This window comes from Stenotrophomonas sp. 05N37 (assembly GCF_056397365.1).
This window is the reverse complement of sequence record NZ_JBFTNG010000002.1, coordinates 741,754-759,954: the sequence shown is the minus strand read 5'-3', so window position 1 is coordinate 759,954 and position 18,201 is coordinate 741,754. Positions and strand designations below refer to the sequence as shown.

The following is an 18,201-nucleotide window of genomic DNA, read 5'->3' as shown; positions in this document are numbered from 1 at the left end:
TGTCACCCGGATCTGAAACTCGAGCGATGCACGACACCCTCTTCCTGTTCGGCGCCACCGGCGACCTGGCCCAGCGCTACCTGTTCCCCTCCCTGCTGCGCCTGCTGGGCGACGGCCTGCTGGCGGAAGATTTCAAGATCCGTGCGCTGGCCCTGTCCCCGCACGACACCGAGGGGTTCCGCGAGATCCTGCGGCCGCGCCTGCAGCAGGCCATGCCGATGGCGAGCCAGGACGACATCCATTCGCTGCTGATGCGCATCGATTACCGCTCGGTGGACCTGCGCAACCCGGACTCGGTGGCCGAGTCGGTCAGCGACCTGGTCGACCGCCACTGCGTGAGCTACCTGGCCATCCCGCCGGGCCTGTACATCTCCACCTGCGAAGGCCTGGCCAAGGGCGGCGCCCTGGCCGCACCGCACCGGTTGATGCTGGAAAAGCCGATCGGCAGCGACAGCGCCAGTGCCGAGGAGATCATCTCCACCATCGGCCAGTGGATCGACGAAGACCGCGTGTTCCGCCTGGACCACTACCTGGGCAAGGCCGCGGTGCAGAACCTGATCGCGCTGCGCTTCGGCAACACGCTGCTGGAAGCGGTCTGGAACCGCAACTACATCGAGTCGGTGCACATCCTGGTCGCCGAGAGCGAAGGCGTGGATGGCCGCGACGCCTATTACGCCCGCTCCGGCGCGCTGCGCGACATGGTCCAGAGCCACATCCTGCAGCTGCTGTGCCTGGTGGCGATGGAGCCGCCGGCCTCGCTGGAAGCCGACCGCATCCGCGATGAGAAGGTCAAGGTGCTGCGCGCCCTGCGCCCGCTCGACGCCAAGCACGCCGCGCGCGACAGCGTGCGCGGTCGCTACACCGCCGGCACCATCAACGGCCAGCCCGCCCAGGCCTACCAGCCGCCGGAAGGCAGCGACGTGGAAACCTTCGCCGGCGTCACCGCGCATATCGACAACTGGCGCTGGTCCGGCGTGCCGTTCCACCTGGTCACCGGCAAGCGCCTGGCCGAGCGCACCACTCGCGTGGTGGTTACGCTCAAGCCGGTCACGCATTGGCTGTTCGAGCGGCCGCATCGTCGCAACGCCACGCCCAACCGCATCGTCTTCCAGCTGCAGCCGCAGGAGAACATCGAGCTGGGCCTGATGAGCTCGCTGGCCGGCCCGGAATGGGGCGCGCTGGAACTGCATCCGCTGGAACTGGAACTGTCCGTCCCGACCGGCCTGCACCGCCGCATCGCCTACGAGCGCCTGTTCCTGGACGCCTTCAACGGCAACCACGCGCTGTTCGTGCGCGACGACGAAGTGCGCGCCGCGTGGGCGTGGATCGACAGCGTCAGCGATGCCTGGAAGGCCGCCAGCCTGCCGTTGCAGCCCTACCCTGCTGGCGAGTGGGGCCCGGCCGAGGCCGCCGGCTTCCTGCCCGCCGAAGTCGATGCCGATGCCGGCCGCAAGGACGGCAACGCATGACGCTGCAGAACCAACCGGTCCTGGTCGCCGATATCGGCGGCACCAACGCCCGCTTCGCCCTGGCCGACACCAGCCTGGACGCACCGCTGCAGCAGGACAGCATCCGCGAATTCGCGGTCGCCGAGTTCCCCTCGCTGGGCGAGGCGGCACAGCACTACCTTGAACAGGTGGGTGCACAGGCCACCCGCGGCGTGTTCGCCGTGGCCGGGCGCGTGGACGGCGACGAAGCGCGCATCACCAACCATCCGTGGGTGATCTCGCGCAGCCGCACCGCGCACATGCTCGGCTTCGACGAGCTGCACCTGATCAATGATTTCGCCGCGCAGGCAATGGCCATCTCGCTGCTGCAGCCGCAGGACGTGGTCCAGGTCGGCGGCGCGGCGTGGGTACCCGGCAAGCCCGGCCAGTCGCGCAACTACGCGGTGATCGGGCCCGGTACCGGGCTTGGCGTGGGTGGCCTGATCCTGCGCCACGGGCGCTGCTACCCGCTGGAAACCGAAGGCGGCCATGTCAGCTTCCCGCCCGGCACGCCGGAAGAAATCCGCATCCTGGAGATCCTCTCCGAGCAGTTCGGCCGCGTCTCCAACGAGCGCCTGATCTGCGGCCCGGGCCTGGTCAACATCCATCGCGCGGTCTGCGAGATGGCCGACATCGATCCGGGCCAGCTGCAGCCGGTGGACGTCACCGCCCGTGCGCTGCACGGCGACCCGCAGGCGATGCGCACGGTGGACGTGTTCTGCGCGGTGTTCGGCGCGATCGCCGGCGACCTGGTGCTGATGCAGGGCGCCTGGGATGGCGTGTTCCTGACCGGCGGCCTGACCCCGAAGATGCTCGACTCGCTGCAGCATTCCGGCTTCCGCCAGCGCTTCGAACACAAGGGGCGCTTCTCCTCGATCATGGCCCGCGTCCCGTCGCTGGCGGTGATGCACCCGCATGCGGGCCTGCTCGGTTCGGCCGCCTACGCTGCCGATGTCGAGCGCGACCTGCAAGGAATCAACGCATGAACACGCTGGACACCTCCGATCGCTTCACGCTGATCCGCCACGGCGATGCCGATGGCTGGATCGAGGCCATCGCCGCGGAAATGGCGCAGGCGCTCAACCAGGACATCACCACCTTCGGCCGCGCGCGCATGCTGCTGTCCGGCGGCACCACGCCGGCGCCGGTGTACCAGGCGCTGGCCGAACTGGACGTGCACTGGGACCGCGTTGAAGTGAGCCTGGTCGATGAGCGCTGGCTGTCGCCGCAGGACCGCGACAGCAATGCCTGGCTGGTCCGCGAGAGCTTCCTCGCGCGTGCCGAAGGCGCGCATTTCGATCCGCTGGTGCGGGTCGGCAAGCCGCTGCCCGAATGCGTCTACACCGCCAACCTGCAGGCCCAGCACAGCCAGGCGCCGTGCCTGAGCGTGCTCGGGATGGGCAACGACGGGCACACCGCCTCGCTCTTCCCCGGCTCCCGCGACCTGGCCCGCGCACTGGAAAGCACCCTGCCCTACGCCGCACTGGACGCCACCGGTTGCCCCGGTTCCAACCAGTGGCCGCTGCGCATCACCCTCACCCCGCACGGCCTCAAGCAGAGTCGCCAGCGCCTGTTGCTGCTGCGTGGCAAGCAGAAGCTGGAAGTGCTCAAACAGGCGCTGGAAAGCAACAATCCGCAGCTGTATCCCATCCTCAACGCGATCGATCTCGACGGCGCCAAACTGCGCGTCCACTGGTGTGACTGATCTCCTCCGGTGTTGTTCCGTTCGCCTTCTCATAGCCGGTAGCCAATGAGCCTGCATCCCCAACTCCATGCCATCACCCAGCGCATCGTCCAGCGCAGTGTCGCCTCGCGCGCCGCCTACCTTGCCGGGATCGATGCCGCGCTGCGCGACGGCCCGTTCCGCTCGCGCCTGAGCTGCGGCAACCTCGCCCATGGCTTCGCTGCCTGCGGCCCGACCGACAAGTCGCGCCTGCGCGGCGGCGTCACCCCCAACCTGGGCATCATCACCGCCTACAACGACATGCTGTCGGCGCACCAGCCGTTCGAGCACTACCCGGAGATCCTGCGCCAGGTGGCCCGCGAGATGGGCGCCACCGCGCAGGTCGCCGGCGGCGTGCCGGCGATGTGCGACGGGGTTACCCAGGGCCGCGGCGGCATGGAGCTGTCGCTGTTCTCGCGCGATGTGATCGCCCAGTCCACCGCGATCGGGCTGAGCCATGACATGTTCGATGCCAGCGTCTACCTCGGCGTGTGCGACAAGATCGTGCCGGGCCTGCTGATCGGCGCGCTGGCGTTCGGCCACCTGCCGGCGATCTTCCTGCCGGCCGGGCCGATGACCCCGGGCATCCCGAACAAGCAGAAGGCCGAAGTGCGCGAGCGCTACGCCGCGGGCCTGGCCACCCGCGAGGAACTGCTGGAAGCCGAGGCGGCCTCCTACCACGGCGCCGGCACCTGCACCTTCTACGGCACCGCCAACTCCAACCAGACCCTGCTGGAGGCGATGGGCGTGCAGCTGCCGGGCGCGTCGTTCGTCAATCCGGACACGCCGCTGCGCGACGCACTCACCCGCCGCGCCGGCGAGCGCGCCCTGGAAATCAGCGCGCTGGGCGATGACTTCCGTCCGCTCGGCCGGCTGATCGACGAGCGCGCGATCGTCAATGCGGTGGTCACGCTGATGGCCACGGGCGGCTCGACCAACCACACCATCCACTGGATCGCGGTGGCGCGTGCGGCCGGCATCGTGCTGACCTGGGACGACATGGACCAGCTCTCGCAGCTGATCCCGCTGCTGGCCCGGGTGTATCCGAACGGCGAGGCCGACGTGAACCGTTTCGCCGCTGCCGGCGGTACCGCGTTCGTGTTCCGCGAACTGATGGACGCCGGGCTGATGCACGCCGACCTGCAGACCGTGGCCGAAGGCGGGATGCGCCAGTACGGCCAGGAGCCGGCCCTGCGCGAGGGCACCCTGACCTATGTCGACGGTGTGCGCGAAAGCGCCGATCCCGGCGTGGTGCGTGGCGTGGCCGAGCCGTTTGAAGCGCAGGGCGGTCTGCGCCTGCTGCGCGGCAACCTGGGCCGGTCGCTGATCAAGCTGTCCGCGGTGAAGCCGGAGTTCCGCACGATCGAGGCGCCGGCCGTGGTGGTCGATGCGCCGCAGGTGCTCAACAAGCTGCATGCCGCTGGTGTGTTGCCGCACGATTTCGTGGCCGTGGTGCGTTACCAGGGACCGCGTGCGAACGGCATGCCGGAACTGCATTCGCTGGCGCCGCTGCTCGGGCTGCTGCAGAACCAGGGGCGCCGGGTGGCGCTGGTGACCGATGGGCGTCTGTCGGGCGCGTCGGGCAAGTTCCCGGCGGCGATCCACATGACGCCGGAAGCCTCGCGCGGCGGGCCGCTGGCACGGGTGCGCGAAGGCGACATCATCCGCCTGGATGGTGAAGCAGGCACGCTGGAGCTGCTGGTGGATGCGGCGGAATTCGCCGCACGCGCGCCGGCACCGAACACGGCACCGGCGGCGAACGACCTGGGCCGCAACCTGTTCGCGCTGAACCGGCGCGTGGTGGGTCCGGCCGACCAGGGCGCGATTTCGATTTCGTGCGGGCCGGCGACGGCTGACGGCGATATCTGGAATTACGACGCCGAGTACGACCTGGGCCGTGATGCTGCTGCTGCGGCGGCGCCCCATGAGAGCAAGGACGCCTGAGGCAAACGCAGCGGTGGGTTGTCCTGGCCGAGGCAGCGGTTGGCCCTGATCAGGACACGTGTCACCCCCTCCATGGGGGCTCGCAAGCGGCTTGCGCGTGTACGCGATCCTGCGCACACGGCACGGCCAGGGTTGGGCGTCCTGCCCAACCGGCCCGACGCCTGCGTCGGGCCCATGCCGCTTGACGGTCCCGACCAGGGCGATCCGCGGCCCTCGGACACATTCCGGCGCGTCGTTTGCGCTGCAGTCACTGAAAAGAGAGAACGAACACATGAGCATCGCCGAACACCAGAAACGCGCCGAATCCCTGCTGCTTGCCGCTGGCATCCTGCCGGTGGTGACGGTGCATACCCTCGATCAGGCCCGTGCGGTCAGCGCCGCGCTGCTGGAAGGCGGGCTGCCGGCCATCGAGTTGACGCTGCGCACGCCGGTGGCGATGGAGGCGTTGGCGATGCTCAAGCGCGAGCTGCCCGATGTGGTGGTGGGTGCGGGCACGGTACTGACGGTGGAGCAGATGCAGCAGTCGATCGATGCCGGCGCAGACTTCCTGGTGACGCCGGGCACGCCGGCGCACATGGCCGATGCGCTGGCGCAGGCGCCGCTGCCGGTGGTGCCCGGTGCGGCCTCGCCCACCGAGATGCTGGCGCTGTATGCGCGTGGTTTCCGGGTGTGCAAGCTGTTCCCGGCCTCGGCCGTGGGCGGGCTGGCGATGATCAAGGGCCTGGCCGGTCCGATCCCGGACCTGAAGCTGTGCCCGACCGGTGGCATCACCGAGGACACCGCGGCCGAGTACCTGGAGCAGAAGAACGTGGTCTGCATCGGCGGCTCGTGGATGGTGCCGGGCAACTGGATCGAACAGGGCCAGTGGGACAAGGTGCGCGAGAGTGCGGCGCAGGCGGCCAGGATCGTTGCGCGGGTGCGCTCGCACTGAGGCCTGCATCGGGGCGCGGCCACGCAGGGCGTGGCTCCACCCGTCACATAAAAAACGCCCGGGCATGCCCGGGCGTTTTTTTGAGTGCACCTGTCGTCGGCGGTTACATCGGGCGCGCCGGATCCACCAGGCCGTACTGGCTGGCCATGCGCGCCAGTGCGATGTTGTCGTGGATGCCCATCTTCTCGAACAGGCGCGCCTTGTGCGTGTTGACGGTCTTGGCGCTCAGGCTCAGGCGCTTGGCGATGTCTTCCTGGCGCAGGCCCTGGGTGAGCAGCAGCGCCACTTCCAGCTCGCGCGGGGACAGGGTGTCGAACGGCGACTGGCTGCCTTCCACGTTGGACAGCGCCAGGTTCTGCGCGATGCTGCTGCCCAGGTAGCGTCGGCCCATCGCCGCGTCGCGCACGGCACGGAGCAGTTCCTGCGCATCGCAGCCTTTGCCGATATAACCGGACGCACCGGCCTCGAGCAGCCGCTTGGGCATGGGGCCATCTTCCAGCACCGATACGATCACCACGCGGGTGCCGTGGTCGCCCCGCACCACCCGTTCGGTGACTTCCATCCCGCTCACGCCCGGCAGGTGCAGGTCGCACAACACCACGTCCGGTCGCAGCTGACGGATGTCAGGCAACGCATCTTCACCGGAGTCCGCTTCACCGACTACCTCGATATCGGTCTCGTTGGACAGGATCATCCTCATGCCGGTTCTCACCAGCGCATGATCGTCCACCAGATACACTCGAATCGTCATCCACGCACCTCTTCAAACGCTGCGAACGGGGGCAAGCCTAGCCGCGGGGGTGCGTGATAACAAGGACATGTCCCCCCTGTCGGCGCGTTCTGGTGCCCGCATCACACCCATGCTTGCCTGCCCTTCCCCTAAGCCTTTCACCCCAGGCTTTATCGGTTTACTACACCTATCAGTGTACGCCTGCGGGGAGTGGCGCAATCGGCGCACCCGCGTCCGCCTGGCTCAGCGCAGGTGCCGCCAGGGGCCCCCGCGTCGAAACATGACCAGGAAGCACCCTACCACCCAAACCAGCGCCGCACACCACCCGGCCAGGATGTCCGACGGGTAGTGCACGCCCAGGTAGACCCGCGACACGCTGACCAGCAGGCTGAACGCAGGCGCCAGCACCAGCACTGGCCAGCGCCAGCGGGTGTTCCAGGCCAGCAGCACCACCGTGACCGCCAGGGTCATCGAGCCCATGGCGTGGCCGCTGGGGAAACTGAACGTGCTTTCCGGGGCGATCGATTCCCACAGGCTGGGCCGGTCGCGCTGGAAGAACTGCTTGCTGCCCATGTTCAACAAGGCCGAGCCGACGAAGCAGATCGCCACGAAACTGGCCTCGCGCCAGCGCTTGAGCGCCAGCAGCACGGCGACGATCAGCACGTCGACCGGGATCAGGAACCACTCATAGCCCAGCTTGGACAGCAGCACGAAAAAGCGGTCCAGCCCCGGCGAATGCAACCCGTGCAGGGTCCACAGCAGCGGCGCGTCGAAATAGAACGACTCCAGCTCATGCACTTCATCGGCGAGGGCCACGAAGGCGGCCAGCGGCAGCAACACGCCGACGAACAGCAGCACGAAACGCCAGGCGTTCTGGGCCATCCAGTGGCGGAAGCCGGCGGCCGGCTCGGGTGCGGCCAGCGGCGCGGGCTTATCCGACGCTGCGGACATACTTGCGTTCGACGTAATCGTCGATCAGCGCCACGAACTCCTGGGCGATGTTGTCGCCGCGCAGCGTCACGGTCTTCTCGCCGTCCACGAAGACCGGCGCGGCCGGCGTTTCGCCGGTGCCCGGCAGCGAAATGCCGATGTTGGCGTGGCGCGATTCGCCCGGGCCGTTGACGATGCAGCCCATCACCGCCAGGGTCATGTTCTCCGCGCCCGGGTGGCTCACCTTCCATTCCGGCATCTTCCCGCGCACGTGGTTCTGCACCACCTTGGCCAACTCCTGGAAGAACTCGGAGGTGGTGCGGCCACAGCCCGGGCAGGCGGTGACCAGCGGCGTGAAGGCACGCTGCCCGGTGGTCTGCAGCAGCTCCTGGGCCACGATCACCTCGGCGGTGCGCGACTGCCCGGGTTCCGGGGTGAGCGAAATGCGGATGGTGTCGCCGATGCCTTCCTGCAGCAGCACCGCCAGCGCCGCCGAGGAGGCGACGATGCCCTTGCTGCCGATGCCGGCTTCGGTCAGGCCCAGGTGCAGGGCGAAGTCCGAGCGCTGGGCCAGGTCGCGGTAGACCGCGATCAGCTCCTGCACGCCACTGACCTTGGCCGAGAGCACGATGCGATCGCGCGGCAGGCCCAGTTCGACGGCGGTATGCGCGGAGTCCAGCGCCGAACGGATCAGCGCCTCGCGCAGCACCCGGCCAGCATCCCAGGGCTGCGCCCGCTGGCTGTTCTCGTCCATCAGGCGCGCAGCCAGCGACTGGTCCAGCGACCCCCAGTTGGCGCCGATGCGCACCGGCTTGTCGTAGCGGATCGCGAACTCGATCAACTGCGCGAACTGGGTGTCCTTCTTCTTGCCGAAGCCGACGTTGCCGGGGTTGATCCGGTACTTGGCCAATGCCTCGGCGCAGGCCGGCTCCTGGGTCAGCAGCTGGTGGCCGTTGTAGTGGAAGTCGCCGATCAGCGGGACCTCGATCCCCATCATCCGCAGCTTTTCCACGATGCGCGGGATCGCCGCGGCCGACTCGGGGTTGTTGACGGTCAATCGCACCATCTCCGACCCGGCCCGCCACAATTCGGCGACCTGCTTGACGCTGGCGGCCACGTCGGCGGTGTCGGTGTTGGTCATCGACTGCACCACCACGGGCTGGCCTCCCCCCACCACCACCCCGCCAATGCGGACGGCCTGGGTCTGGCGGCGGGCCCACACGGTGGTGTCGGAGGGTTGGGTCGGTTGGCTGACGGCGTCGTGCATCCCGGCATTTTACCGCGCCGGGCGCGCCGGTGGTGACTGCCTTGAAGCACGACTCATCTGCGGTTTTCCTCGTCACCGGTCGTCGCCCGACCTCACACGCGGCGCAGACGGGCGCCAACAAAACCGACGGCAGCGCCGAGCCTGCCCAGCCCTCCCCATGCCGCCCCTTCCCCCTCCCTTCGCCGTGCTCTTCCCCTTCCCCTTCCCCTTCCCCTTCCCCTTCCCCTTCCCCTTCCCCTTCCCCTTCCCCTTCCCAGTGCCCCTCCCTTCCCAGTCCCACTGCCGTTGCCGTTGCCGTTGCTCCCCCCTGCGCACCGACCCACTGACGGGGGTGGGTGCGGGTGGCGTTGCGGGACCGTTTTGCGCCATGGATGGCGCAAAAAGAGCCCCCAGGGATGGGTTCACGGCGTGTCCCGCAACGCCACCCGCGCCCACCCCACCCAGCGCATGCCCGCACTCGCGGCTTCGGCTCTCAAGCTCCAGAGCGCTGTAGCCTTTAAAAAACCAAATTCCCCCCGATGCGGCCGATTGTCGCAGGCAGGTCGCGCGCCGAGCGCATAGCATGTGCGTCATGACCGGTACCGACGCCCCCTTCCTCCGTACCCTGTGCAGCCTGCGCTGGCTCGCCGTGGCCGGCCAGGCGGCCACCATCCTCGTCGCCACCTCCGTACTCGGCCTCGAACTCCCGCAACGCCCCCTCTGGGCCGGCGTCGCCGCACTGGCCCTGTTCAACCTCTACGCCCAACTGCGCGTACACCACGCCGACACCGCCCCGGTCACCGCGTTCGGCCACATCCTCGTCGACGTCATCATCCTCACCTGGATGGTCGGCTGGAGCGGCGGCATCGGCAATCCGTTCGGCTCGCTCTTCCTCATCCTGATCGCCCTGGCCGCGCTGGCCCTGCCGCTGCGCTGGACCCTCGCAGTCGCCGCCACCTGCCTCGTCGGCTACGCCGCCAGCGGCATCTTCGGCCTGCCACTGCCGGCCGGCTACTTCACGGCCATGCAGATGCACCAGTGGGGCGTGGTGTGCAATTTCCTGCTATCGGCCACCGTCGTGCTGGTGTTCGCCACCCGCCTGGCGATCGCCCTGCGCCAGCGCGAGCACGAACTGGCCATGCTGCGCGAGCGCTTCGTCCGCAACGAAGGCATCGTCGCGCTGGCCACCCATGCCGCCTCCGTCGCGCATGAACTCAACACCCCGCTGGCGACCATGACCCTGCTCGCCGACGACATCGCCGACCAGGCCGACAGCCCGGAAGTGCGCGAAGACGTGGACACCCTGCGCGAGCTGCTGGTGCAGTGCCGCGAACGGGTGCTCGCGCTGGCCCGCCCCGCAGCCGGCGATGCGCCCGGTCGCGAGGTCGTGACCCTGCCGCAGGTGCTCGAGCAATGGCGGCTGGTGCGCCCGACCATCACCCTCAAGCGCAACGACGACGCCCCGCTGAAGCTGCCGCTGGACCCGGGCATCGGCCACCTGCTGATGGTGCTGCTCAACAACGCCGCCGACGCCGGTGAGAAGGCCGAGCGCCCGCAGGTCGACCTCACCCTGCGCATCGAAGGCGATGACCTCATCGGTGAAGTGCGCGACTACGGCCACGGCTTCGACGCGCGCCAGGCCGTCCTGCCCGGCACCCTGTTCAACAGCGGCAAGACCCAGGGCATGGGCGTCGGCCTGGCCCTGTCCCATGCCACCATCGAACGCCTGGACGGCGAGTTGTGGATGCGCCCGGCCAATGGTGCCGGTACCCGCGTCGGCTTCCGCCTGCCCCTGGCCTCCCAGGAGACCTCCGCATGACCACGCCCCCCCTGCCTGCCGCCAGCCACGGCCTGCTGGTTGATGACGACGAACTGTACCTGCGCACCCTGCAGCGCAGCCTGGCCCGCAAGGGCCTGGAAACGGTAACTGCCAGCGACATCGCCTCGGCGCTGATGCTGGCCCGCCAGCAACCGCCCGCCTATGCGCTGATCGACCTGAAACTGGGCGCCGAATCGGGCCTGTCGTTGATCCAGCCGCTGCGCGCCCTGCGCGAAGACATGCGGATCCTGCTGGTGACCGGCTACGCCAGCATCGCCACCGCGGTGGAAGCGATCAAGCTGGGGGCCGACGACTACCTGCCCAAGCCGGCCACGGTGCCGATGATCCTGCGCGCGCTCGGCGAGGAAGACGATGGCCCGGCCGATGATGGCGAACTCGAGCCACCGGATGCGATGACCCCGATCAGTCGCCTGCAGTGGGAACACATCCAGCAGGCGATGCATGAAACCGGCGGCAATGTGTCGGCCGCGGCGCGGCTGCTGGGCATGCACCGCCGCTCGCTGCAGCGCAAGCTGGCCAAACGCCCGAGCCCGGAACGCGACCCGACCCGGTGATGCCGACCGTTGGTTGGCTGCGGAAACACCGGTAATGCCGACCGTTGGTCCGCTACGCGAACACCGGTAGAGCCGACCGTTGGTCGGCTGCGCTTCACCGCAACGTTCAACCCCGCGCGCTGCGCGCGATAGCCGACCAACGGTCGGCTCTACATCCCTGCAGCGGACCAACGGTCGGCTGCGCAAACATCGGTGCTGCCGACCATTGGTTGGCTGCGCGAACATCGGTAATGCCGACCGTTGGTCCGCTGCGCTTCACGACAACGATCAACTGCGCGAACATCGGTAGAGCCGACCGTTGGTCGGCTGCTCTTCACGACAACGATCAACCCCGCGCGCTGCGCGCGATAGCCGACCAACGGTCGGCTCCACATCCCTGCAGCGGACCAACAGTCGGCTGCGGAAACATCGGTAATGCCGACCATTGGTTCGCTGCGCAAACATCGGTGATGCCGACCATTGGTTCGCTGCGCAAACATCGGTAATGCCGACCATTGGTTGGCTGCGCGAACACCGGTAGAGCCGACCGTTGGTCGGCTGCTCTTCACCGCAACGATCAACCCCGCGCGCTGCGCGCGATAGCCGACCAACGGTCGGCTCTACATCCCTGCAGCGACCGCCGGTCGGCTGCGGAACATCGGTAATGCCGACCATTGGTTGGCTGCGTGAACATCGGTAATGCCGACCGTTGGTCCGCTGCGCGAACACCGGTAGAGCCGACCGTTGGTCGGCTGCTCTTCACCGCAACGATCAACCCCCGCGCGCTGCGCGCGATAGCCGACCAACGGTCGGCTCTACATCCCTGCAGCCGACCAGCGGTCGGCTCTACGCGCGGTCAGGCGGTCAGGCGTCCCAGGAGCTCCAGCGTCACCGGGTCGGTGATCGCGTGCGCCTCGCCCTGCAGCGCCGGCAGCAGCTGGCTGGCCAGCTGCTTGCCCAGCTCCACGCCGAACTGGTCGAAGGCGTTGATGTTCCAGATCAGCGACTGCACGTACACCGCGTGTTCGTACATCGCGATCAACGCGCCCAGGGCCTGCGGGGTGAGCGCGTCGAGCAGGATCAGCGTGCTCGGGCGGCCACCGGGATACTCGCGGTGCGGATCGTCGCTGCCCTGGCCGTTGGCCAGCGCTTCGGTCTGCGCCAGCAGGTTGGCCATCAGCGCCTGGTGGTTGACCACGTAGGGATCATCGTTGCGCACGCAGCCGATGAAATCGGCCGGGATCACGCTGGTGCCCTGGTGCAATGCCTGGAAGAAGCTGTGCTGCACGTCGGTGCCCGCCCCGCCCCACCACACCGGCACGGTGTCGCTGGCGACCGGGCGGCCATCGAGCTGCACGCGCTTGCCCAGGCTTTCCATCACCAGCTGCTGCAGGTAGGCCGGCAGCAGCGCCAGGCGCTGGTCGTAGGTCATCACCGCATGGGTGGCGTGGCCGAGCAGGTTGCGGTTCCAGATGTCGGTCAGCGCATGCAGCACCGGCAGGTTCTGGTCCAGTGGCGCGGTCAGCGCGTGCTCGTCCATCTGCGCGGCACCGGCCAGCAGCTGCTCGAAGCGCTCGAAACCGATCGCCAGCGCGATCGGGAAACCGACCGCCGACCACAGCGAATAGCGCCCGCCCACCCAGTCCCACATCGGCAGCACGCGACCGGCGGCGATCGAGAACGCCTTGGCCGCACGCTCCGGGTTGGCACTGACCGCGTACAGGCGCTCGCTGCCGCCCAGCCAGTCATGCAGGATCTGCCCGTTGAGCAGGGTTTCCTGGGTACCGAAGGTCTTGGAAATCAGGATGCCGGCGGTGGTGGCCGGGTCCAGCGTGGCCAGCGTGCGCTGCATGGCGGCGCCGTCCACGTTGGAGACGAAATGCACGCGGAAGCGCGCACCGGTGACCGGGCGCAGCGCATCGGCGACCAGGCGCGGACCGAGGTCCGAGCCGCCGATGCCGACGCTGACGATATCGGTGACGCCGGTTTTTTCCAGCGCGGCGATCAACTCGCCCATCTGCGCGCGCACCGTGGCGGCGGTGGCGAATGCCTCGCCCGCGACCGGTGCGCCGCTGAGGTCGCCGCGCAACGCGGTGTGCAGCGCGGCGCGACCCTCGGTCACGTTGACCGTCTCACCGCGGAACAGGCGCTGGACGCCGCCGGCGACATCGCGCTCGGCGGCCAGTTGCAGCAGTGCGTCCAACGCCGCGCGGTCGTACTTCTGCCGCGCGAAATTGACGTACAACGGACCGACCCGCACGCCCAACGTTCGTGCCCGCTCCGGTTCGGCGGCGAGCAGCGAAGGGATGCTCGCGCCACGCAGGCGCTGGGCATGAGGATGAAGCGGGTCGAATCCGTTGTGCTGTGTCATGCGGCCTGGGTCGGGATGCTGTCGTTGGTGTGGGAGATCTGGTTGTTGCCGTCCACATATACCAACTTCGGCTTGAAGCTGTCAGCTTCTTCTTCGCTCATGCTGGCGAAGGCGGCGATGATGATGATGTCGCCCACCTGCACGTGGCGCGCGGCTCCACCGTTGAGCGAGACCACGCCGCTGCCGGCTTCGGCACGAATGGCATAGGTGGAGAAACGCGCACCGTTGGTGACGTCCCAGATGTGCACCTGTTCGAACTCACGGATGCCGGTGGCCAGCAGCAGGTTGTCATCGATGGCGATGGAACCCTCGTAGTTCAGCTCGGAGTGAGTGACGGTGGCGCGGTGGATCTTGGTCTTGAGCAGGGAAAGGTGCATGGCACGGGACAACGGTAAAGGAAAGGGAAATTCTAGCACCCGCCGGATCGGCGGCAGGTCCTGACCGCCCGGCCCGGTGCGGGCGCTGCCGTTCATTCAGCCAGGCGGGGGCTTCCCGCCCTTGCAGGGCCTGCGCTGCGCCCGTCGGAGCACCCGGCCTCAGCCGCCGCCGTCCACCGGTGCGCCGTTCTCCGGCGAGGCCGGCCGGCCGACCTCGGCCAGGAAATGGCCGATGATCGCCTCCAGCGCGTCGGCCGGGTCGGCGTTGCCGCGCAGCCCGGCGATGCCCTCGGCCAGCTGGCGGGCGGTATCGGCCAGGATCATCCCCCAGGCCCGCTCTTCCGCAATGCCCAGCGAGGCCTCGTGCAGGCCGATCTTCATCGAACACTGCAGGCCTCGCGCGGCGATCCACACCCGCAGCATCTCCACGGCGTGGTCGTCGGCGAGCGCGGCCGCGGGAATGGGGCGTTCGTTCATCGGGTTTCCGGGGCGGGCCCTCAGAACTCCAGGTTGTCGATCAGGCGGGTGGTGCCGATGCGCGCGGCGATCAGCGCCACCCGGGTGCCATCATTGGCATCGGCCGGCTCGGACAGGTCCGGCAGCCGCAGCACGGCGTAGTCCACCTGGAAGCCGGCGGCCTGAAGCGCCGCCGTGGCATCGGCCTCGATCACGCTGCGGGTCTTGCCGGCGATGAAGCCCTCGCGCATGCCCAGCAGCACCTGGTGGATGCGGGTGGCGACCAGGCGCTGCTCGGCGCTGAGGTACTGGTTGCGCGAGCTCATCGCCAGGCCGTCGCTCTCACGCACGATGTCGCCGCCGACGATCTGGATCGGGAAGGCCAGGTCCTCCACCATCTGGCGGATCACCGCCAGCTGCTGGTAGTCCTTCTTGCCGAAGGCGGCCACGTCCGGCTGGACCTGGTTGAACAGGCGCGAGACCACCGTGCACACGCCATCGAAATGGCCCGGCCGGTGTGCGCCCTCAAGCAGGCCGCTGATGCCCGGCACGTTGACGCTGGCGGCCAGCGCCACCCCGAACGGGTACATCGACTCCACCGTGGGCAGCCACAGGACGTCGCAGCCGGCCTGCTCCAGGCCGGTGGTGTCGGCCTCGGGCGTACGCGGGTAACGGGTGAAGTCTTCGTTCGGGCCGAACTGGGTCGGGTTGACGAAGACACTGGAGACCACGCGGTCGGCGTACTGCCGCGCCAGCGTGACCAGCGAATAGTGGCCCGCATGCAGGTTGCCCATGGTGGGGACCAGCGCGACGCGCAGGCCCTCGCGCTTCCAGCCGTTGACGATGGCGCGCAGGCGGGACAGTTCGGTGACGGTGTCGATCATGAGGCGTAGGCGTGTTCTGCGTCGGGGAAGGAGCCGTCGCGCACGGCGTCGGCGTAGGCACGGACGGCACCGGCCACCGAACCGCCTTCGGCAAGGAAATCCTTGACGAACTTGGGTCGACGGTGGCCGCTGTCCAGGCCGAGGAAATCATGCAGCACCAGCACCTGGCCATCGCACTGCGGGCCGGCACCGATACCGATGGTGGGCACGCTCACCTCGGCGGTGACCTGCGCGGCGACCGGCGTGGGCACGCACTCGAGGACGATCAGGGTGGCGCCGGCGGCGACCGCGGCCTTGGCGTCCTCGCGCAGCTGCTGGGCGGCATCGCCACGCCCCTGCACGCGGTAACCGCCCAGGCGCAGCACCGACTGCGGGGTCAGCCCGAGGTGCGAGCAGACCGGAATCTCGCGCTCGACCAGGTAGCGGATGATGTCCAGCTTGAAGCCGGCGCCCTCGATCTTGACCATCTCCGCGCCGGCCTGGAGCAGGCGCAGCGACGCATCCAGCGCGCGTTCGGGGGTGGCGTCGGCGCCGAACGGCAGGTCGGCCACCAGCAGCGCGCGTTGCAGCACGCGGGCGACCGCGCGGGTGTGGTAGACCATGTCGTCGGTGGTCACCGGCAGGGTCGAATCGTGCCCCTGCACCACCATGCCCAGCGAGTCGCCGATCAGGATCAGGTCCACCCCGTTGGCATCGAACGCCCGCGCGAACCCCGCGTCGTAGGCGGTCAACATCACCAGCTTCTGCCCGTTGCGCTTGGCCTCGGCCAACGCCGGGACGGTCCAGGGCTTGCTGTCTGCGTGGGTACTCATGAGCTGATAACCGGTGGCGATAAGCCCCGCATTATCCCCCTATTGGCGCGATCCCGCAGGCCTCGACCCGCATCACAGCATCCCGCACGCGACCCCGTCCCGGAATCACCGCCTCCGGGGCGATCTCGGCCAGTGGCAACAACGCAAACGCGCGCTCATGCAGGTAGGGATGCGGCACCTGCAACTGCGGCAGGTCGATGACCTGTTCGCCATACAGCAGCAGGTCCAGGTCCAGCGTGCGGGGGCCCCAGTGCACGCCGGGCGCGCGGACGCGGCCGAAGCCGCGCTCGATCGCCAGCAGTGCGTCCAGCAGGTCCGGACCGGACAGCGTGGTCTCCAGCAGCGCGGCGGCATTGACGAACGCCGGCTGGTCGAGGTTGCCCCAGGCCGGCGTGCTGTACAGCTGCGAGCGCGCCCGCAAGGTGGTATGCGGCAGCGCGGCCAGCGCCTCGAAGGCATCGCGCAGGGTCTGCGCGGCGTCGCCGAGGTTGGCGCCCAACCCGATGCAGGCCGTGGTCACCGCTTACTCGCCTGCAGCAGTCCCGCCCGGCCGGCGACGGCGGCGGCGACGCTTGCGCGGCGCGCCGTCTTCGCCTTCGCCATCGGCCTGCGCGGCATCCAGCGCCGAATCCAGCTCCGGGCCGGACTGCAGCTGGGCCTCGCGCCAGAACTCCACGTCGGCGGTGTGCTCGCTGGAGGCGACCTGGCGCAGCACCAGGAAGTCATAGGCCGCGCGGAAACGCGGGTGGGTCAGCGTGCGGATCACGCGCTTGCGCTGGCGCGAGCCGAAGCGACCCTGCAGCAGCCAGATCTCCTGCATGGGCAGCGAGAAGCGGCGCGGCAGCGCGATGGTGGTCAGCTGGTGCAGGGTGACGCGGTCGGCCGCGCGTCGCTGCGCCTCTTCCAGCGCCACGCCCTGCTTCTGCAGGCTGGCCAGGGCGCGGCAGAATGCCGGCCACAGCAGCAACGCGAACAGGAACGACGGCGACACCGGTTCGTCGTTGGCCACGCGCAGGTCGGTGTTGTGCAGGCCCTCGATGACCATCCGGCGCAGCGCACCGCTGCGGTTGCTGCGCAGCGCCGCGGCGCTCTCGGGGAACATCACGTCGAGCAGGCCGTAACGCTCCAGCCCTTCGAAGCTGGCCACGCCGTGCCCGGACAGGAACAGCTTGAGCACTTCCTCGAACAGGCGCGCCGGTGCGGCTTCGCCGAGCAGGTTGGCCAGCCGCGGCAGCGGCTCGGCACTGGCGTCGTCGATCTGGAAACCGAGCTTGGCGGCCAGGCGCACCGCGCGCAGCATCCGCACCGGGTCTTCCTGGTAGCGCTTTTCAGGATCGCCGATGAGTTTCATCAGGCGCGCCTGCACGTCTTCGAAGCCGCCGGTGTAGTCGCGCACCGAGAAGTCCTCGATCGCGTAATACAGGGCATTGCAGGTGAAGTCGCGGCGGATCGCGTCGTCCTCGATGCTGCCGTAGACGTTGTCGCGGACCAGCATGCCGTTTTCCATCTCGCGGTCGCCGCTGCCGTCATCGATGTTGGCGCGGAAGGTGGCCACTTCGATGATCTCGCGACCGAACACGACATGGGCCAGGCGGAAGCGGCGGCCGATCAGGCGGCAGTTGCGGAACAGCGCCTTGACCTGCTCGGGCGTGGCATCGGTGGCCACGTCGAAGTCCTTGGGGTTGCCGCCGACCAGCAGGTCGCGCACGGCGCCCCCGACGAGGTAACCGGCGAACCCGGAATCACGCAGCCGGTACAACACGCGCAGGGCGTTGGGGCTGATGTCCTTGCGGGAGATGGTGTGCTGGTCGCGCGGAATCACGCGCAGGCTGAACGGTGATGTAGCAGAAGAATTGATGTTGGCGCTTCCGGTTGAGTTTTCGGGATTGCCCAATGGCATCTAGGTCCATATACTAGCGCGCTGCGCAGTTCGCGAC

General features: G+C 68.7%; 17 protein-coding genes. 7 read left to right on the top strand and 10 right to left on the bottom strand.

Going from position 1 to position 18,201, the window contains the following annotated elements; genetic code table 11:
• The first annotated feature begins 26 nt into the window (after positions 1-26).
• From zwf to AC1DGC_RS10105, 5 genes are all read left to right on the top strand, one after another.
• Complete coding sequence (zwf, locus tag AC1DGC_RS10125) at positions 27-1,469, top strand: glucose-6-phosphate dehydrogenase (protein ID WP_259204743.1); 1,443 nt, start codon at positions 27-29, stop codon at positions 1,467-1,469.
• Positions 1,466-2,473, top strand: coding sequence for a glucokinase (gene glk, locus AC1DGC_RS10120; RefSeq protein WP_394164429.1), 1,008 nt, complete (start codon positions 1,466-1,468; stop codon positions 2,471-2,473). The genes zwf and glk overlap by 4 nt, the downstream gene beginning before the upstream one ends.
• Positions 2,470-3,192 carry a 6-phosphogluconolactonase gene (gene pgl / locus AC1DGC_RS10115; protein WP_394164430.1) on the top strand — a complete coding sequence of 241 codons (723 nt, stop codon included), beginning with the start codon at positions 2,470-2,472 and terminating at the stop codon, positions 3,190-3,192. The genes glk and pgl overlap by 4 nt, the downstream gene beginning before the upstream one ends.
• 45 nt (positions 3,193-3,237) lie before the next feature.
• The gene (gene edd / locus AC1DGC_RS10110) at positions 3,238-5,154 is read left to right on the top strand and encodes a phosphogluconate dehydratase (protein ID WP_259204716.1); all 1,917 of its coding nucleotides are present in this window, start codon (positions 3,238-3,240) and stop codon (positions 5,152-5,154) included.
• 271 nt (positions 5,155-5,425) lie between these two features.
• Positions 5,426-6,085 (top strand): bifunctional 4-hydroxy-2-oxoglutarate aldolase/2-dehydro-3-deoxy-phosphogluconate aldolase, encoded by a 660-nt coding sequence (locus tag AC1DGC_RS10105; protein ID WP_478047764.1) that lies wholly within the window; start codon positions 5,426-5,428, stop codon positions 6,083-6,085.
• A gap of 103 nt (positions 6,086-6,188) precedes the next feature.
• On the opposite strand, the gene AC1DGC_RS10100 is transcribed toward AC1DGC_RS10105, so the two are convergent.
• The 3 genes from AC1DGC_RS10100 to ispG all read right to left on the bottom strand — a co-directional run bounded on the left by AC1DGC_RS10100 (position 6,189) and on the right by ispG (position 9,012).
• Positions 6,189-6,836: a response regulator gene (locus AC1DGC_RS10100; RefSeq protein ID WP_478047763.1), complete on the bottom strand. Its 648-nt coding sequence runs from the start codon at positions 6,834-6,836 to the stop codon at positions 6,189-6,191.
• A gap of 222 nt (positions 6,837-7,058) precedes the next feature.
• Complete coding sequence (locus AC1DGC_RS10095; RefSeq protein ID WP_259204688.1) at positions 7,059-7,766, bottom strand: phosphatase PAP2 family protein; 708 nt, start codon at positions 7,764-7,766, stop codon at positions 7,059-7,061.
• Positions 7,747-9,012: a flavodoxin-dependent (E)-4-hydroxy-3-methylbut-2-enyl-diphosphate synthase gene (gene ispG / locus AC1DGC_RS10090; protein WP_259204687.1), complete on the bottom strand. Its 1,266-nt coding sequence runs from the start codon at positions 9,010-9,012 to the stop codon at positions 7,747-7,749. Before ispG ends, AC1DGC_RS10095 begins: the two co-directional genes overlap by 20 nt.
• 571 nt (positions 9,013-9,583) lie before the next feature.
• On the opposite strand from ispG, the gene AC1DGC_RS10085 reads away from it, so the two are divergent.
• Positions 9,584-10,810 carry an ATP-binding protein gene (locus AC1DGC_RS10085; RefSeq protein WP_259204686.1) on the top strand — a complete coding sequence of 409 codons (1,227 nt, stop codon included), beginning with the start codon at positions 9,584-9,586 and terminating at the stop codon, positions 10,808-10,810.
• Positions 10,807-11,385: a response regulator transcription factor gene (locus AC1DGC_RS10080; protein ID WP_259204679.1), complete on the top strand. Its 579-nt coding sequence runs from the start codon at positions 10,807-10,809 to the stop codon at positions 11,383-11,385. The genes AC1DGC_RS10085 and AC1DGC_RS10080 overlap by 4 nt, the downstream gene beginning before the upstream one ends.
• An 835-nt stretch (positions 11,386-12,220) precedes the next feature.
• On the opposite strand, the gene pgi is transcribed toward AC1DGC_RS10080, so the two are convergent.
• The 7 genes from pgi to pcnB form a co-directional block, all read right to left on the bottom strand.
• The gene (gene pgi / locus AC1DGC_RS10075; RefSeq protein WP_394164431.1) at positions 12,221-13,735 is read right to left on the bottom strand and encodes a glucose-6-phosphate isomerase; all 1,515 of its coding nucleotides are present in this window, start codon (positions 13,733-13,735) and stop codon (positions 12,221-12,223) included.
• The gene (gene panD, locus AC1DGC_RS10070; protein WP_394164432.1) at positions 13,732-14,112 is read right to left on the bottom strand and encodes an aspartate 1-decarboxylase; all 381 of its coding nucleotides are present in this window, start codon (positions 14,110-14,112) and stop codon (positions 13,732-13,734) included. The genes pgi and panD overlap by 4 nt, the downstream gene beginning before the upstream one ends.
• A 159-nt stretch (positions 14,113-14,271) precedes the next feature.
• Positions 14,272-14,589 carry a DUF5076 domain-containing protein gene (locus AC1DGC_RS10065; RefSeq protein WP_478047762.1) on the bottom strand — a complete coding sequence of 106 codons (318 nt, stop codon included), beginning with the start codon at positions 14,587-14,589 and terminating at the stop codon, positions 14,272-14,274.
• A 20-nt stretch (positions 14,590-14,609) separates the two neighbouring features.
• Entirely contained in the window at positions 14,610-15,452 is an 843-nt protein-coding gene (gene panC, locus AC1DGC_RS10060) for a pantoate--beta-alanine ligase (protein WP_478047761.1), read from the bottom strand.
• On the bottom strand, positions 15,449-16,264 hold the full coding sequence (gene panB, locus AC1DGC_RS10055; protein WP_259204664.1) for a 3-methyl-2-oxobutanoate hydroxymethyltransferase: 816 nt from the start codon (positions 16,262-16,264) through the stop codon (positions 15,449-15,451). Before panB ends, panC begins: the two co-directional genes overlap by 4 nt.
• Before the next feature lie 31 nt (positions 16,265-16,295).
• The gene (gene folK, locus AC1DGC_RS10050; protein ID WP_259204663.1) at positions 16,296-16,784 is read right to left on the bottom strand and encodes a 2-amino-4-hydroxy-6-hydroxymethyldihydropteridine diphosphokinase; all 489 of its coding nucleotides are present in this window, start codon (positions 16,782-16,784) and stop codon (positions 16,296-16,298) included.
• A 3-nt stretch (positions 16,785-16,787) separates the two neighbouring features.
• Positions 16,788-18,158 carry a polynucleotide adenylyltransferase PcnB gene (pcnB, locus tag AC1DGC_RS10045; RefSeq protein ID WP_478047816.1) on the bottom strand — a complete coding sequence of 457 codons (1,371 nt, stop codon included), beginning with the start codon at positions 18,156-18,158 and terminating at the stop codon, positions 16,788-16,790.
• Between the last annotated feature and the right edge of the window lie 43 nt (positions 18,159-18,201).

What these genes read in the sequence shown, in the direction of transcription:
- zwf (WP_259204743.1), top strand. Translation starts at nt 27, where the DNA reads ATGCACGACACCCTCTTCCTGTTCGGCGCCACCGGCGACCTGGCCCAG.
- glk (WP_394164429.1), top strand. Translation starts at nt 1,466, where the DNA reads ATGACGCTGCAGAACCAACCGGTCCTGGTCGCCGATATCGGCGGCACC.
- pgl (WP_394164430.1), top strand. Translation starts at nt 2,470, where the DNA reads ATGAACACGCTGGACACCTCCGATCGCTTCACGCTGATCCGCCACGGC.
- edd (WP_259204716.1), top strand. Translation starts at nt 3,238, where the DNA reads ATGAGCCTGCATCCCCAACTCCATGCCATCACCCAGCGCATCGTCCAG.
- AC1DGC_RS10105 (WP_478047764.1), top strand. Translation starts at nt 5,426, where the DNA reads ATGAGCATCGCCGAACACCAGAAACGCGCCGAATCCCTGCTGCTTGCC.
- AC1DGC_RS10100 (WP_478047763.1), bottom strand. Translation starts at nt 6,836, where the DNA reads ATGACGATTCGAGTGTATCTGGTGGACGATCATGCGCTGGTGAGAACC.
- AC1DGC_RS10095 (WP_259204688.1), bottom strand. Translation starts at nt 7,766, where the DNA reads ATGTCCGCAGCGTCGGATAAGCCCGCGCCGCTGGCCGCACCCGAGCCG.
- ispG (WP_259204687.1), bottom strand. Translation starts at nt 9,012, where the DNA reads ATGCACGACGCCGTCAGCCAACCGACCCAACCCTCCGACACCACCGTG.
- AC1DGC_RS10085 (WP_259204686.1), top strand. Translation starts at nt 9,584, where the DNA reads ATGACCGGTACCGACGCCCCCTTCCTCCGTACCCTGTGCAGCCTGCGC.
- AC1DGC_RS10080 (WP_259204679.1), top strand. Translation starts at nt 10,807, where the DNA reads ATGACCACGCCCCCCCTGCCTGCCGCCAGCCACGGCCTGCTGGTTGAT.
- pgi (WP_394164431.1), bottom strand. Translation starts at nt 13,735, where the DNA reads ATGACACAGCACAACGGATTCGACCCGCTTCATCCTCATGCCCAGCGC.
- panD (WP_394164432.1), bottom strand. Translation starts at nt 14,112, where the DNA reads ATGCACCTTTCCCTGCTCAAGACCAAGATCCACCGCGCCACCGTCACT.
- AC1DGC_RS10065 (WP_478047762.1), bottom strand. Translation starts at nt 14,589, where the DNA reads ATGAACGAACGCCCCATTCCCGCGGCCGCGCTCGCCGACGACCACGCC.
- panC (WP_478047761.1), bottom strand. Translation starts at nt 15,452, where the DNA reads ATGATCGACACCGTCACCGAACTGTCCCGCCTGCGCGCCATCGTCAAC.
- panB (WP_259204664.1), bottom strand. Translation starts at nt 16,264, where the DNA reads ATGAGTACCCACGCAGACAGCAAGCCCTGGACCGTCCCGGCGTTGGCC.